The 13,806-nt window shown below is 32.9% G+C and carries 14 protein-coding genes and 2 other annotated features; of the genes, 10 read left to right on the top strand and 4 right to left on the bottom strand.

Annotated features, from left to right (window positions below):
• Positions 1-333: 333 nt before the first annotated feature.
• The 3 genes from V5E38_RS16820 to V5E38_RS16810 all read left to right on the top strand — a co-directional run bounded on the left by V5E38_RS16820 (position 334) and on the right by V5E38_RS16810 (position 3,202).
• Complete coding sequence (locus V5E38_RS16820; RefSeq protein WP_499210840.1) at positions 334-1,611, top strand: MDR family MFS transporter; 1,278 nt, start codon at positions 334-336, stop codon at positions 1,609-1,611.
• 121 nt (positions 1,612-1,732) lie between these two features.
• Positions 1,733-2,434: a hypothetical protein gene (locus tag V5E38_RS16815; protein ID WP_499210839.1), complete on the top strand. Its 702-nt coding sequence runs from the start codon at positions 1,733-1,735 to the stop codon at positions 2,432-2,434.
• Positions 2,435-2,680: 246 nt separating this feature from the next.
• Positions 2,681-3,202, top strand: a complete 522-nt coding sequence (locus V5E38_RS16810; RefSeq protein WP_499210838.1) for a GNAT family N-acetyltransferase — start codon at positions 2,681-2,683, stop codon at positions 3,200-3,202.
• Between the two features lie 77 nt (positions 3,203-3,279).
• On the opposite strand, the gene V5E38_RS16805 is transcribed toward V5E38_RS16810, so the two are convergent.
• On the bottom strand, positions 3,280-3,681 hold the full coding sequence (locus V5E38_RS16805) for an ester cyclase (protein WP_499210837.1): 402 nt from the start codon (positions 3,679-3,681) through the stop codon (positions 3,280-3,282).
• Positions 3,682-3,770: 89 nt separating this feature from the next.
• Between V5E38_RS16805 and V5E38_RS16800 the strand changes: the two genes are divergently transcribed.
• Positions 3,771-4,724 carry a helix-turn-helix transcriptional regulator gene (locus V5E38_RS16800; protein WP_499210836.1) on the top strand — a complete coding sequence of 318 codons (954 nt, stop codon included), beginning with the start codon at positions 3,771-3,773 and terminating at the stop codon, positions 4,722-4,724.
• 46 nt (positions 4,725-4,770) lie between these two features.
• Here V5E38_RS16800 and V5E38_RS16795 read toward each other — a convergent pair whose 3' ends face one another.
• Positions 4,771-5,256, bottom strand: a complete 486-nt coding sequence (locus V5E38_RS16795) for a GNAT family N-acetyltransferase (RefSeq protein ID WP_499210835.1) — start codon at positions 5,254-5,256, stop codon at positions 4,771-4,773.
• 189 nt (positions 5,257-5,445) lie between these two features.
• Positions 5,446-5,677, top strand: a binding site (T-box leader).
• 45 nt (positions 5,678-5,722) lie between these two features.
• Positions 5,723-5,950 (top strand) — a binding site (T-box leader).
• A 59-nt stretch (positions 5,951-6,009) separates the two neighbouring features.
• Between V5E38_RS16795 and V5E38_RS16790 the strand changes: the two genes are divergently transcribed.
• Positions 6,010-7,341 (top strand): amino acid permease, encoded by a 1,332-nt coding sequence (locus V5E38_RS16790; RefSeq protein ID WP_499210834.1) that lies wholly within the window; start codon positions 6,010-6,012, stop codon positions 7,339-7,341.
• 75 nt (positions 7,342-7,416) lie between these two features.
• Here V5E38_RS16790 and V5E38_RS16785 read toward each other — a convergent pair whose 3' ends face one another.
• Both V5E38_RS16785 and V5E38_RS16780 read right to left on the bottom strand, forming a co-directional pair.
• The gene (locus V5E38_RS16785) at positions 7,417-8,157 is read right to left on the bottom strand and encodes an MBL fold metallo-hydrolase (protein WP_499210833.1); all 741 of its coding nucleotides are present in this window, start codon (positions 8,155-8,157) and stop codon (positions 7,417-7,419) included.
• A gap of 124 nt (positions 8,158-8,281) precedes the next feature.
• Entirely contained in the window at positions 8,282-8,851 is a 570-nt protein-coding gene (locus V5E38_RS16780; RefSeq protein WP_097979166.1) for a TetR/AcrR family transcriptional regulator, read from the bottom strand.
• Positions 8,852-9,161: 310 nt separating this feature from the next.
• On the opposite strand from V5E38_RS16780, the gene V5E38_RS16775 reads away from it, so the two are divergent.
• The 5 genes from V5E38_RS16775 to V5E38_RS16755 all read left to right on the top strand — a co-directional run bounded on the left by V5E38_RS16775 (position 9,162) and on the right by V5E38_RS16755 (position 13,681).
• Positions 9,162-10,373 carry a multidrug efflux MFS transporter gene (locus V5E38_RS16775; RefSeq protein WP_335447394.1) on the top strand — a complete coding sequence of 404 codons (1,212 nt, stop codon included), beginning with the start codon at positions 9,162-9,164 and terminating at the stop codon, positions 10,371-10,373.
• A gap of 128 nt (positions 10,374-10,501) precedes the next feature.
• Positions 10,502-11,374: an AraC family transcriptional regulator gene (locus V5E38_RS16770; RefSeq protein WP_499210832.1), complete on the top strand. Its 873-nt coding sequence runs from the start codon at positions 10,502-10,504 to the stop codon at positions 11,372-11,374.
• A gap of 403 nt (positions 11,375-11,777) precedes the next feature.
• Positions 11,778-12,194 carry a GNAT family N-acetyltransferase gene (locus V5E38_RS16765; RefSeq protein WP_499210831.1) on the top strand — a complete coding sequence of 139 codons (417 nt, stop codon included), beginning with the start codon at positions 11,778-11,780 and terminating at the stop codon, positions 12,192-12,194.
• Between the two features lie 114 nt (positions 12,195-12,308).
• Complete coding sequence (locus V5E38_RS16760; protein WP_499210830.1) at positions 12,309-13,085, top strand: arylamine N-acetyltransferase family protein; 777 nt, start codon at positions 12,309-12,311, stop codon at positions 13,083-13,085.
• Positions 13,086-13,243: 158 nt separating this feature from the next.
• Complete coding sequence (locus tag V5E38_RS16755; protein WP_499210829.1) at positions 13,244-13,681, top strand: RrF2 family transcriptional regulator; 438 nt, start codon at positions 13,244-13,246, stop codon at positions 13,679-13,681.
• Positions 13,682-13,806: the final 125 nt, after the last annotated feature.

Raw genomic sequence — 13,806 nt, 5'->3', positions numbered from 1 at the left:
AGATCAGGAATCTTACTATTTTACTTCGAAGGCACTAAAGTAAAGAAATGTAGTGAAAATAGTGAGGCTGCCATCATACCTGAACTGAGGCATTACAAAATGATACTCAAACAATTTTTTAAAACAAGTCAAATGGGTTTGCTTTAGGTATTCCAATTTTTCTCATTTATATAGGGAAAAAGTATTAGGTTTGCTTATTGGCATAAACGGAAATAACTGCTATCCTAATTAAGTGAAAAGTTTAAAAAGGGGGAATTTTCATGCAAATAATGGATTTATTTGGCACTAGTTTAAACGAAGGGGATTTAATAGATAAAGAGAGGTAGAAAGAGCGTGGGGATACTAAAGTTTCACAAAAATATTAAAATTCGATTACTTGAATCGTTCTTGAGTTCGTCAATTGGAAGTATGATTTTTCCATTTATGGCGATTTATTTATCTAAGCATTTTGGGATAAAACAAGCAGGATTACTTTTGCTTGTAAATGTATTTATAGGCATTATTATGAACTTTTTTGGGGGATATTTTTCGGATCAGTTTGGTCGGAAAAAGGCGATTGTATTTGCCGAAACACTTCGATTACTTGCGTTTATTACGATGATGCTTTGTAATTCACCTTGGTTTACATCACCTCTTATTACATTCTTTATGATGACTTTGAATAGTATTTGTTGGGGACTAGCAGGGCCAGCTAACCAGGCAATGTTAATAGATGTGAGTAAGCCAGAGGAACGAAAGCTTATGTACTCAATCATGTACTGGTCGAACAATTTATCAATTGCGATTGGTGGCATGCTAGGAGGATTTTTATTTAAATCATATTTATTTGAACTATTATTAGCACTATCAGTTGCTTCACTTGTTACTTGGGTCTTAATTACGTTCTTTGTTGAAGAAAGTTTAGTTACTGAAAAGACGGAAACAAAGACGATTGCTCATCATGCTCAAAAAATGATTTCAAATTATCGTGACGTTTTTCAAGATAAGCTCTTTATTCTTTATGTACTGGCAGGTTTGCTAGTACTTTCAATGGAATTCCAATTAACAAATTATATAAGTATTCGATTAGCGAATGATTTCCACACACAACATTTATTGAACTGGACATTTGGTGGAATCGAGATGAATGGTTTCCTACGTACAGAAAATACGATACTAGTCGTTGTAATGGCACTTTTCGCTTCTAAAATAGTAGGGAAATTGGATGATCGAAAAACGTTAATATGGAGTTGTATTGCATTTGTTGGTGGATATGCAGTGATTTCATATAGTAACTCTATTTGGCTATTATTTATAGCAATGTTCATCGCAACAGTTGCGGAAGTATTAAGAGTACCGGTTCAACAAAACTATATGGCTAACTTACCAGCTGACGAAACAAGGAGTTCCTATATGGCGGTTGCAGGTTTAACATTTAATTTAGCGATGTTTATCTGCTCGATAACCGTTTCTCTAAGTGCATACTTATCGAATTTCGCGACCTCTTTCTTCTTAACAAGTTTAGGTGTAATTGGTATTCTTATATTTGTACGAATTACTCCTGCATTAGAAAGAAGATTGAAGGGAGAAATAGTGCAGGAGCAGGGACAGACTGCTGGAATAAATTCTTAAGTTACAGGGAGTTGCCTTTTGCAGCTCTCTTTTTTTTGTGGAGAAGGTGAATAGGCAAATCCTTTAGCTAGAGGTTATATTTTCCATATTAGGACAACTTAATGGTAAAGGTGGTGTTTTTATGAACCGACGTTTAATCGGTGTTTTAATCAGTACTTTTACATTTTTTACTTGTTCTTCCGTAAGTGCACGACAAGCTGAACGAGTGGTTATGAATGGGATTCCAAGTGATGTGTGGCAGGAAAATATCTATTTAATCGCTGACCGAATTGATCAGAAAGAATACCGGAATTTTGATGTTCAAATTGGAAATGAAGGTTTTTTATATCACTTCCCAACATGGAAAAGTGGGAAGTATGGTACGAAAATGTTTAGTGAAGATTTAAATAAAGATAAACAAAATGAAGTTATGATCGTATTGGATAATTTTAATGATCCGATTCATTTATTGCAAATTAGTACTAACGATGACCAAAGCGAAGAATATAAGGAAGTTCCAATTGAATCGGTGCCTGAAGCCGTTAAACGTCTTGTGGAAATGGAGAAAAAAGGGGATATTGTAACGATAACAACTAAACAAAAAACTTATAAAGTTAATTTGAAATCGTTAGGGTTTAAAGATACGTCTTCTGACGATAGTGTATATACCCACGTACCAGTTGACTATATGGTGGAGAAGAAAAAACTAGTTGCCGATGCTGTCGTAATGATTTCAACCGATGGTGGAGGAGCAATTGGAAATTTGAAGCTTTTATATGATTGGAATGGAAAGAAATATGAGGTTCAGACGATTACTTTTGAGAAGTATAATCGGAAAAGGTAGTAAAGAGCATCTGTTGAGGTGCTTTTTTTTTGTTAAAAATAGAGAATTGCAAATGAAAAAGAGTAATCGCAATTAAAAATGGCAACCCCACAATTAAATCCCCGAAATGCTCTTATAAGTAGCTAGTTTAATTAAGAGATTACTACTTTTTAAGTCAATACAAGGAAAACTCAAGAAAAATTGAAGGACTTTTCATCACTATGAAGGTATATATATTTTTAAAAAGAGTGGTGCGAGGTGGAAGATTTGATTATTAGGAAAGCTACAATGTCAGATGCGAAAGGCATTGCTAAAGTTCATGTTGATAGTTGGAAAACTACTTATCGAAATATAATACCTAACGAGTTTTTAGAGAAGTTGTCATATGAACAAAGAGAAAAATTGTGGAATCATAATCTTTCAAAAGAGGGGGATTATGTAGTTGTTGCTGAAAATGATGGCGGGGAAATTATAGGTTTTGCAGATTGTGGAAAAAGAGAGAGGAATCAAGTCGATCACTCTGGTGACTTAACATCTATTTATCTTCTTGAGGAATATCAAGGTAAAGGAGTAGGAAAGCAATTAATGAAACAATTATTCCTTCAGTTTCAAAAATGGGGTTATAATCGGGTATTCGTAGAGGTTTTAGAAGACAATAAAACGCGCTTTTTCTATGAATATTATGGTGCTGAGTTATTGAAAACAGATAAGATTACATTTTCTGGAACTGAATTGAAATTACTAACTTATGAGTGGAGAAATATAAATCAAGTATTAGCTAAATTGTAATAAACTCGAATTTTACTATTTAATAAAACACAATTAAACTACCAACTATTCAATAAGAATAGTTGGTAGTTTTTATGTTATTTTGGCCCTAATTGACTCATAAGAGTTGGTGTATCAAATAATCCACGATGAGATAAAATTTTACCATTTTCTACTTTGAATTCTCTAAATAAAGATACTTTTACCGAATTTCCGGTTGGGGCATTTCCTCTAAAAAATCCAGAGTTTGTTCCTGTGAATTCCAGTCTTGTGATAACAGTTTCTCCTTGGGAGACAATTTCTTCAATCGTGTAATGGCTATCTGGGAAGCCTGTGAAAATTACGTTAGCGAATTGTTTCAATCCTTCTGTTGAACCGTAAGAGTAATCTTTGTAATCGAGTGATAAATAATTGGTGGCGCTGTCTAGTTTGTTCTGATTCCAGAAAACCTCAATAAACTCTTTTACTAATTCTTTATTATTCTGTTCGATTGATTGCATAGCATGATTCTCCTTTTTGTTTGGTTTAACACATATGATAAATTATAATAGTGACAAAAACTGTCATAGTTATAAAATAAGGTGAGAATATGTCTGCGAAATCAAAACGATTAATTGAACTATTGATGCTCGTCAATCGGAAGCGTAAGTTTACAGTTAAGGAATTAGCTTATGAATTTAACGTTTCTACTAGAACAATCTTAAGAGATTTAATGGAATTAAGTGAATTAGGGGTACCTTTATATTCTGAGGTTGGTCCTCACGGTGGATATCAGGTGTTGAACGAAAGAGTTTTACCTCCAATTACCTTTACAGAAGAAGAAGCAGTTTCAATATTTTTTGCTAGTCATGCATTACGACACTTTTCCACACTTCCTTTTGAAGCGCAATCTAAATCCGCTTTGAAGAAATTTTATGCCTACTTACCTACTGACGTTAAAGATCATATTGATGAAATGAAAAATCGGTTCGATTTTTTCATACCAACAAAACAAGCAAAATCCCCATTTCTGCCAATACTATTGGAGACCTCAATTCGTCAAAATGTACTTAGTATTGAATACGAGTCGTATAAAGGAAAGTCGATTAGAGAAATTCAGCCACTTGGAATTTATGCGAGCAATGGTTTATGGTATTGTCCTGCATATTGTTTTACTAGTCATGACTATCGATTATTTAGATGCGATAAAATTGTTTCGATAAGTCATGAAGTGGAAAATGAGCCGCTTGATTTGCCGCAAATACCACTTGGAAAGAAATTGAAAAGTATGAGAGAAGAAAAATTAATTATGTTTTACGTGGAGCTTAGTAGGGAAGGGGTACAAAGAAGTGAAACAATAATTGATCCGAGGTTTAAGGTACAGACCAGGGAGGACGGAACTGGGTGGATTAAAGATTGGATTACACAAAATGAAATACTTTTTTTAGCTCAAATATTCATTGCCATTGGAAAAGATGCGTCTGTGAAGGAACCGACCGAGCTAATCCAAAGTATAAGGGAGAAGCTTTCTGAAGTTTTGGAGTGGTATAAAATTGAATCATAAAGTCTTATATAAATATCAAAAAAACTGTAATAAAGCTATCGCCTTATTACAGTTTTTTAATCATGTTATACCATTTTACTCCACCATGTGTTGAGCTAGAAATACCGTTATTGATGAAGCCATGGTTTTCGTAAAAATGAATTAAGTTTTCTTTACATGTAAGAGTAATTGAATCACGTTTATTTTCTTTTGAAACTTTTTCGATATGAGAAAGCAATTTTGATGCGATCCCTTTATTTTGGTTTTGTGGAGCAACTGCTATGCCTAAGATACTTTGATGTCCACCAGTAGATGGATTTTTTTTAATTTCGCTAAATAAATCATCTGTAATGAAAGTCTCATTTATAACAGGACCATTTACTAAACCAACTAATTTACCATTTTCCTCAGCTACAAAAAAACTATCGGGAATTAATTTAATGCGTTTTTCGAATGCCTGTTTTGTTGCTGCCTCTTCTTTTGAAAAACAAAGATGCTCAATTTCTACCAGTTCAGTTAAATCTTCCAATTTTACATTTCGTATGTTTAGCATGATTTGATTCCCTCCATTTTTCTTAATTATATTATATTAATTTCACAGCATACAAACTATTTAAACTAGCATTTTGTATAGTAGATGAACAAAATGAAATAAAAAGATGTTGACAGAGTTGTGAAATAACCCCTATAATACAAAACATATTAAAAAAAGAATCAAGCTACTAATGATAGATTAATATAGTTTTAAGCAATGAAGGGAATTTAAGTAGTACTTATCTCAATGTAATAGAGAGCTGATGGATGGTGGAAATCAGTACAAAGATAAGGATGAATTTCGGTCCTGGAGCTATTTTTTTCGAAGTAAAGTTTAATCTTTACTGAGGGAAAAACGGTCAAATTTGATCGTTATCAAATTCTTAAGAGGCAGAATATTTCTGCAACTAGGGTGGTACCGCGAATAATTCGTCCCTACTGATACAATCAGTAGGGACTTTTTTATTAGTTTAAAACTGAATATAGAAAATGCAATGAAGGGAATACAGTAATGTTTGTTTCACTGTTTAAGAGAGCTGGTGGATGGTGTGAATCAGTACATAAACAAGCATGAATTACAATCCTGGAGCATCTTTTTTAAAAGTAAAGGTCGACATTTACTTTGAAAAAGACGGTCATCGATCGTTAAATAAAACAAGTGGCAGATTTAATTCTGCAATTAGGGTGGTACCACGGTGAAAATCGTCCCTGTCGTTAGTGGCAGGGGCGATTTTTTTTTATAAAATTACAAGCTAGAAAGAGGAGATAGAAAATGGAATTACAAAAAAATTTACTACCAAGACATATCCGTTTCATGGCACTTGGTGGTGCAATAGGCACTGGTATTTTTAAAGGAACATCAGAAACTGTATCGATTGCAGGACCTGCAGTTATTTTTTCATATTTGTTTGCTGGATTATTACTTCTTGTTGTGATGAGTGCGATTGCGGAAATGGCTATTGCGTTTCCAGGTTTGAATATGAAAGGATTTATTCGTAAAGCGTTTGGTACAAGAGTGTCTTTCGTAATTGGTTGGTTGTACTGTTTTATGTGGTTAGTTGTTTGTGTTATTGAAGTAATCGCAGCCGGTAGCTTTCTACAATATTGGTTTCCTTCAATGTCGTTATGGTCTTTAAGTTTTATTAGTGCAATTTTTATTGTGGCTGTTAATTTTATGAATGTGAAACGATATGGTGAAATAGAATTCTGGTTTGCAGGGATTAAAATTACAATGATTGTTTTATTTATTGCGTTAGGCGCTGGAATTTTATTTGGAATTATTCCAAGTGATCATAGTGGTTATGTACAAAATTATGTTCAGCATAAAGGATTTTTCCCACATGGCTGGTCAGGAGTATTTTCTGCTTTATTAATAGTCATTTTTTCTTACGGTGGTTCAGAACTAATTGGATTAACTTTAACAGAAACAAAGGATGCTGAAAAAGTAATACCAAAAGTTATAAAAGGGGTTATTTGGAGAATTGTTTTATTCTACACGCTTCCAATTCTGATTATTTGTGGATTAATTCCATGGAATGAAATTGGTAATCAAGAAAGTCCATTTGTTCAAGTTTTATCAACAGTAGGTTTTCAAGGTTCAGCTCATATTATGAACTTTGTATTAATTACGGCGGTATTATCTGCTGCAAATTCAGGTATTTACGGCTGTACTCGTATGATGTATTCGTTAGCAACTGAGGGAGAGGCGCCAAAGGTTTTTGCAAAAATTTCTAAAAATGGTGTACCTGTTTATACGGTTATTGTAAGTGCAATTATTTTAATTGGGGGCACTTTTGTAGCTTATTTTTCTCCAGATCGTGTATTCGGTTATTTAATGGCAATACCTGGATTTACAGTATCATTAGTATGGATCAGCATTTGTTTAGCACAATTAAAGCTCCGTAAAACTTATACTAAGCTGCCAAACTATAAAGTATGGGGATTTCCGTACGTAACATCATTTACAGTAATTGCATTAGGTGTGAGCTGTATAGCTTTTGCATTCAGTGAACAAAACAGGTTAAGTATTTTTGTATGTTTAGGGATGTTAGTTGTATTAATTTTATGTTCATTTATTAATAGAAAAAAACCAGAATCAGTCTGAAACTCAAGTTTTTTGTACTTTGTTACACATACACTAAAGGGCACCTTATTTGGTGCCCAAATTTACTACATTAAATTATTGATTGTTAGCCAATGCTAAAAGCTGTTCATTTACATTTTCATTTACAACTCCGCCATGGTAACAAATGATTGTTTCAATATCATATTTTGTTAATTGTTTAATGGATAAAAGAGCTGTTTCCATATCAGGTGTGGCATTTGGGTTTGGCCTCATAATTACGCCATCAGCCGCGACAACAGCATCACCTGCGATTAAAGTTTTGCTTTGTTGATGATATAAACAAATGTGACCAGGAGTATGTCCAGGTGTAAAAATCACAGTGATTCCACCAGCATATGGTAAAACTTCTTCGTCAGATAAAGTTGTATTAACTTTAGCATTTAGTGGTGTATTATAGATTGCTTTTATTTTTTTTCCTATTTCTTCAGGAACAGATTCAATCATTTTTGCGATTCGCTCTGGATTTACTTTCATTAAAGCTTTATCGCCTTCAATATATGGCTTGTCTTCTTTATGTGCTAGTACTTCAATTTCTTGATCAGCAGTTTTTAAAAGCTCAGCAAGGCTCCCGATATGATCAATATCTTGATGTGTAAGAATGATTTTAGACAGCTTGTTAAATTCCAATCCCGCTTTTTCAATCGCTTCACGAATTTCTCCAGTTTGCCCTGGCATTCCTGTATCTACTAAGATCACTTCTTGTTCATCCCAAAGTAATGTTGGGTGAATAATATTTACCTGTCCTGTAAAGTTCATTTCTAATTCAATTGTTTCAATACCTTTAGCTATTTTCATTTAAATGGTAAAAGCATTTATTGCCTTTACCACACCTCCCTTTGTTATATGTGAGCACTAAACTAGACATCTAAGGAAAGTTGCCTAGTTTAGTGTTCACATTTTTTATTGCTAAAAACTTTTTCTACTTTTGCGTTTTTGAAACAGAAGAAATAAAGTCATCAATCATAACGTCAAAGCTGTCATCTACATTTACTGGATGTTGGAAATATCCAAGGAAATTCATCGAGACAAATCCGTGTAAAATGCTTCTTAATGCTCGGCCTTGATGTATTAATAAAGTAGGGTCCGTAATATAAAATTTTAGAATTTGATGAATAATTCCAGTTGTTTCCCTAGCAAGTCGTTTAACATCATCATTTTCTGTACTCGGGATATTCATAAAAAGTCCATAACCAGTTCTATTATCAAATGCAAAATCACGGTATACATAAGCAATTTCTCTAATCGCTTGTTCACCACTTTTGCCGACTAATCGCTGCATTAAAGTCGAATTTAATTTATTTAAAAGTGAAATCGTCATTTTCAATTTTAAATCGTCCATATTCGCAAAATGGTTATATAAAGATGGATATTTAATATCTAGCTTCTCTGCAATTTTTGGAAAAGTAACTTGATTAAGTCCGATTTCATTAGCCAATGAAAAAGCTACTTCAATAATTTTTTCTTTTGTTAAATTTCTTTTTTGAACCATTTTTTTGCTCCCGTCTCATGTTTAGGTAAATTGTTTTTTTTAAGAAAATATAGGCTGATTTCTACTGCCAATCAACTAATGTCCTTAAAGATACAATACCTAAATACAAAGTATTTTTAAAGAGAGACTATATTACTAAAAATAGTTTAACACTTCTAATAATAATTAGTAAACTATATAATATAATTTACAAACTATAAAATATAGTTTAGTGTTATATGTATACTAGAAACTTATTGTTATTTTTTATTTGTCTCATTCTCGAGATTTTTATAGTGATTTTATTTTTATCAAAAAGGAGGGGGAAGTGATGTTATTGTGGAAAAGAAATTTGATTGTTTGCTGGTTCGGAATGTTTGTAACAAGTATTGGAATGAGCCAACTTGGTCCGGTATTACCCCTATATATTGATAAACTTGGTGTTCATAATTCTGCATTAATTAGTCAATTTTCAGGTATTGCTTTTGGGGTAACTTTTATTATTTCAGCCATTTTTTCTCCTATTTGGGGTTTGGCAGCCGATAAGTTTGGACGAAAACCAATGCTGCTAAGAGCAAGTCTTGGTATGTCAATAATCATTTTTTGTATGGGTTTTGCACATAATGTCTATGTTTTAATTGGTTTAAGACTTTTACAAGGTGTCATTACTGGTTACGGTACAGCTTGTACAACTTTAATCGCAACGCAAACAGATAAAGAGCATGCGGGATCGGCATTAGGTACACTTTCAACTGCAAGTATAGCAGGTTCATTACTTGGTCCGATGATTGGAGGTTATATTGGAGAGACTGTAGGCTTACAAAATGTGTTTTTTGTAACTGGTGGACTCATGATGGTTGCGTTTGTTACAACAGCATTATTTGTAAAAGAATCATTTACTCGCCAAGATAAAAAAGTGCTTAAGTTTAAGGAAATATGGAGTATTATTCCAGATAAAAGCTTAATGATTACTATGTTCATTACTTTTTTTGTTTTAACAATAGCGCTTTATTCGATTGAACCGGTAATTACGGTCTATATTTCTCAGCTATCTGCTCATTCTACACATGTTGCATTGTTAGCGGGTATGGCATTTTCAGCATCAGGCTTGGCAAGCATTATTGCCGCTCCGAGATTAGGTAAGATTTCAGATCGAATTGGTCCACATAAAGTTATATTCGTTGCACTAATTGTTTCAGGTCTAATGGTTATTCCCCAAGCATTTGTAAAAAACGCTTGGGAATTGATGGGACTACGATTTATTTTAGGTTTGGCAACGGCGGGCTTAACTCCGGCTGTTAATACATTAGTTAAACGAATAACACCAGATGCCATTACCGGCCGAGTATTTGGATTTAATATGTCAGCAGGATATTTAGGTGTATTTGTCGGTTCCATTTTAGGTGGGCAAATTGGAGCATATTTAGGTGTAAAATACGTATTTTTTGTTACAAGTGCATTATTGCTACTTAATGCAATTTTGGTTTATGTTAAGGTTAATAAGAAATTGAATGTAAAAGAAGATTTTAAATTATCGATCTAAAAAGTTATAATTTTGGGGGAGCTACTTAATGTTGCTCCCTTTAATAATAGTACCCTACATAACTTAGCAAGAAATGTCGGATTGGTTAATTTTGTTCCTGTTATTCTATTGATGAAGGAGGTTATAAAATGGATTTGTTAAAGAATATAAATGATGCTCTAGTATATATTGAAGAAAATCTGACAAGTGAGATCGACTATAAAGAGCTTTCTAGACGGGCTTTTTGTTCTGAGTATCACTTTAAAAGAATGTTTTCGTTTCTTGCTGGAATTTCCCTTTCAGAATATATACGTCGCCGCCGTCTTACCGCCTCTGCATTTGAACTTAAAGATCATAACAAGAAAATAATTGATATTGCTTTAAAATACGGATACAATTCTCCGGATTCCTTTACGAGAGCCTTTCAAAACTTGCATGGAATTACGCCGTCAGAAGCTAGAAATAACGGCAATTCGCTCAAAGCATTTCCACGAATGACCTTCCAATTATCAATTAAAGGGGGAAATGAAATGAACTATCGTATTGAAGAAAAAGAGGCATTTCGAATCGTAGGGATAAAAAAGAGAGTTCCGATTATTTTTAATGGAGTTAATCCGGAAATTGCATCCATGTGGAAAACTTTAACGATGGAAAAGATAACGAAACTAAAAGAACTCTCCAATGTTGAACCGAATGGCATAATTAGTGCATCAACAAATTTTTCTGAAGGTAGAATGGAAGAAAAAGGAGAGCTTGATCATTATATTGGTGTTGCCACTACAAATGACTGTCCAAATGAGTTCATTCAACTTGAAGTTCCTGCATTTACATGGGCAGTATTCGAAGCAATTGGAAAATTTCCAGATGCATTGCAAGAAGTCTGGGGACGAATTTATTCGGAATGGTTTCCATCTTCTAATTACCATCAAGTAGAAGGTCCTGAAATATTGTGGAATGAACAGAAAGACATCACATCACCAACTTTTAAGAGCGAAATATGGATTCCAGTCTCTAAAAAATAAAAAAAGAAAGAGACATATGCTCTTTCAGGTTTCTGAATGATTGTTATTAAAGTGATCTAGTTTATCTGAAATACTTTTAAGAATTTGATTCTTCTCTTGTTGAATTTTTAGGAATTTTAAAAGAAACCAAATCATAAAAACAAATGGTGCAATGTAAAATAAAATCGGTATGATTGAAAATAGAGGAAAAAGCATGTTATGCATATTAATTTCACTCCTTTTGGAAGATTATACCATAAGATTTAGATTAAAACCTTCTTATTATTGAAGGTTTTTTTGTTTATAACTTATTCAGTTAGATCCTTGGTTAAGAATGATTTTAAAAGGAAAATAGCGTTATTTAGAGAATGTACTATTAATTAAGAGATGCTATAAGTCGAATACTAAAGTAGGAGAATTAAAAATGAAAATAGTAAAACAATGGGTACAAGAGGATAGTGATTTTATTAGAAAAAAAGTAATTGAATTTAATGCTAAAAACCTTCCTGATGAGAGGAAAGCACCGTCGGAAAATATAAGCTTTGTCGTTAGAAATGAAAAAGAGGAAATAGTAGGTGGAATTACTGGAAGGATGTATTGGCACCATTTATCGATAGACTTCTTATGGGTGTCAGAGGAATATAGACATGCAGGTTTTGGTAGTCAGCTAATCAATCAAATGGAAGAATTTGCAATCGAAAATGGATGTCGCCTTATTAAAGTAGATAGTTTTAGTTTTCAAGCTCCAAAATTTTATAAGAAACATGGTTTTAAAGTATTTGGATTAATTGAGAATCATCCAAAAGGGTATAATCAATATTATTTTGAAAAAAGATTATAAGAGACACTCTAAACTTTTAACAACATGAAGTTGCTTTTGCAGCTTATTTTTTTTAGCTAATAAACTTAAATGGTATGATTAATTAAAAGTTTGATGTGACTGGAGGAATCATTAATGAGCGAGCTTAATTTATTTTTTCGAAAAAGAATCGGATTACGTGATAATGAAGTGATTAACTTTAATAATGTAAATGACGTTCTTGAAAAAACTGCTAAAAATATCCCTTTTGAAAATCTTTGTATTATAGGAAATAAAACGAATGAGATCAACCGAGAAAATTTAATTAGTAAATTATTAGTAAAAAATGAAGGTGGTCTCTGTTATGAATTGAATTCATTACTTTATTTATTTCTTCTTGAAAACGGGTTTAACGTGAGGTTAGTAAGAGGGGTTGTTTATGACAATATAGCTCAAAAATATCCTTCTTTTGGAAGAACACATGTCACAATCCTATTAACACAAAATGAAGAAACATACTTAATTGATACAGGATTTGGGGCGAATCTTCCTTTAAAAGCAGTTCCCTTATCCGGTGAGATAATTACTTCTAGTAATGGTGAGTTTCGAATTAAAAAAGAAGACACAGAATTCGGGGATTATGTATTGATGTTAAAACTAAAACATAAAGATCCCGATTGGAGAATTGGTTATGCATTTGATTCACGAGATATCATTTCAGATGTGTCCGAATTTAATGAGATTCAAACAATTATTGCTGAGCACAAGGAGTCTCCATTTAATAAAAACCCTTTAATGACTCAACTGACAAATGAGGGGAATAAAACTTTAACGAATACTTCTTTTACACAATGGATTAACGGTGTAGTTACGAAAGAGGATATTGATGAAATGAGATATAAGGAATTAGCTAAGCAACATTTTGGTCTCTAATAAAAAAATAGATTTACGATCTATTAGTAAACATCTAAATAATTATTGGTTAAAATTGTTAATAACTTTCTTCTAACTATTCTATTGCCTATGAAAATTTAATGTTTTATCATTTGCTTAATAAGTAATCAACCAAGTAATTTTAGGAGTGAAAAGCAATGAGTAGTGTAAACAGAGGTGTCAATATTGGTCCACCTCGTTTTAAAATAGCAGTTCATGCAATAGTTTGGTTGGCAAATAGTGGTGGAATGTTATCTAGCGCAATGATTGCAGAGCAAGTGGATTCTCATGCGACCTTCATGCGAAGAGTAATGCAATCTTTATCCTCAGCAGGTATTGTAGAATCCAAAGGTGGCCGTGAAGGTGGTTATATTTTAAAAAAGGCGATTGATTCAATTACCTTAGGTGAAATCTATACTGCTGTTAATAGGGGTCCCATAGAACAAGAAATGTCAGTTGACTGTGGTGAAGCTGCAGAACAGCTAGATTTAGAAATAGAAAGAATACTATTTGAAGCGGAACGCCAGGCTTTAGATTATTTAAAGCAATTTACAATTGAAGATGTTATGAATCGAATTGATTTTTTTAAGGATTAAATATGATTTACTAACTTAATAAGGAATTAACAGTCCTAAATAAGCAGGTAACACTGCTTTTTTATTTTGGGTAGACTAAAGACCCAGCAGAAACGTGGAGGCCTAGCTCATGCTATAGCGAGCAT

The sequence above is a fragment of the Rossellomorea sp. GAMAL-10_SWC genome (assembly GCF_049568075.1).
Lineage (GTDB): Bacteria > Bacillota > Bacilli > Bacillales > Bacillaceae_G > Gottfriedia.
Note: the sequence above shows the minus strand (reverse complement) of the source record. Positions and strands in the feature narration are given on the sequence as shown.

Coding starts and splice junctions, on each gene's coding strand:
- V5E38_RS16815 (WP_499210839.1), top strand. CDS start 1,733: ATGAACCGACGTTTAATCGGTGTTTTAATCAGTACTTTTACATTTTTT.
- V5E38_RS16805 (WP_499210837.1), bottom strand. CDS start 3,681: ATGCAATCAATCGAACAGAATAATAAAGAATTAGTAAAAGAGTTTATT.
- V5E38_RS16800 (WP_499210836.1), top strand. CDS start 3,771: ATGTCTGCGAAATCAAAACGATTAATTGAACTATTGATGCTCGTCAAT.
- V5E38_RS16795 (WP_499210835.1), bottom strand. CDS start 5,256: ATGCTAAACATACGAAATGTAAAATTGGAAGATTTAACTGAACTGGTA.
- V5E38_RS16790 (WP_499210834.1), top strand. CDS start 6,010: ATGGAATTACAAAAAAATTTACTACCAAGACATATCCGTTTCATGGCA.
- V5E38_RS16785 (WP_499210833.1), bottom strand. CDS start 8,157: ATGAAAATAGCTAAAGGTATTGAAACAATTGAATTAGAAATGAACTTT.
- V5E38_RS16780 (WP_097979166.1), bottom strand. CDS start 8,851: ATGGTTCAAAAAAGAAATTTAACAAAAGAAAAAATTATTGAAGTAGCT.
- V5E38_RS16775 (WP_335447394.1), top strand. CDS start 9,162: ATGTTATTGTGGAAAAGAAATTTGATTGTTTGCTGGTTCGGAATGTTT.
- V5E38_RS16770 (WP_499210832.1), top strand. CDS start 10,502: ATGGATTTGTTAAAGAATATAAATGATGCTCTAGTATATATTGAAGAA.
- V5E38_RS16765 (WP_499210831.1), top strand. CDS start 11,778: ATGAAAATAGTAAAACAATGGGTACAAGAGGATAGTGATTTTATTAGA.
- V5E38_RS16760 (WP_499210830.1), top strand. CDS start 12,309: ATGAGCGAGCTTAATTTATTTTTTCGAAAAAGAATCGGATTACGTGAT.
- V5E38_RS16755 (WP_499210829.1), top strand. CDS start 13,244: ATGAGTAGTGTAAACAGAGGTGTCAATATTGGTCCACCTCGTTTTAAA.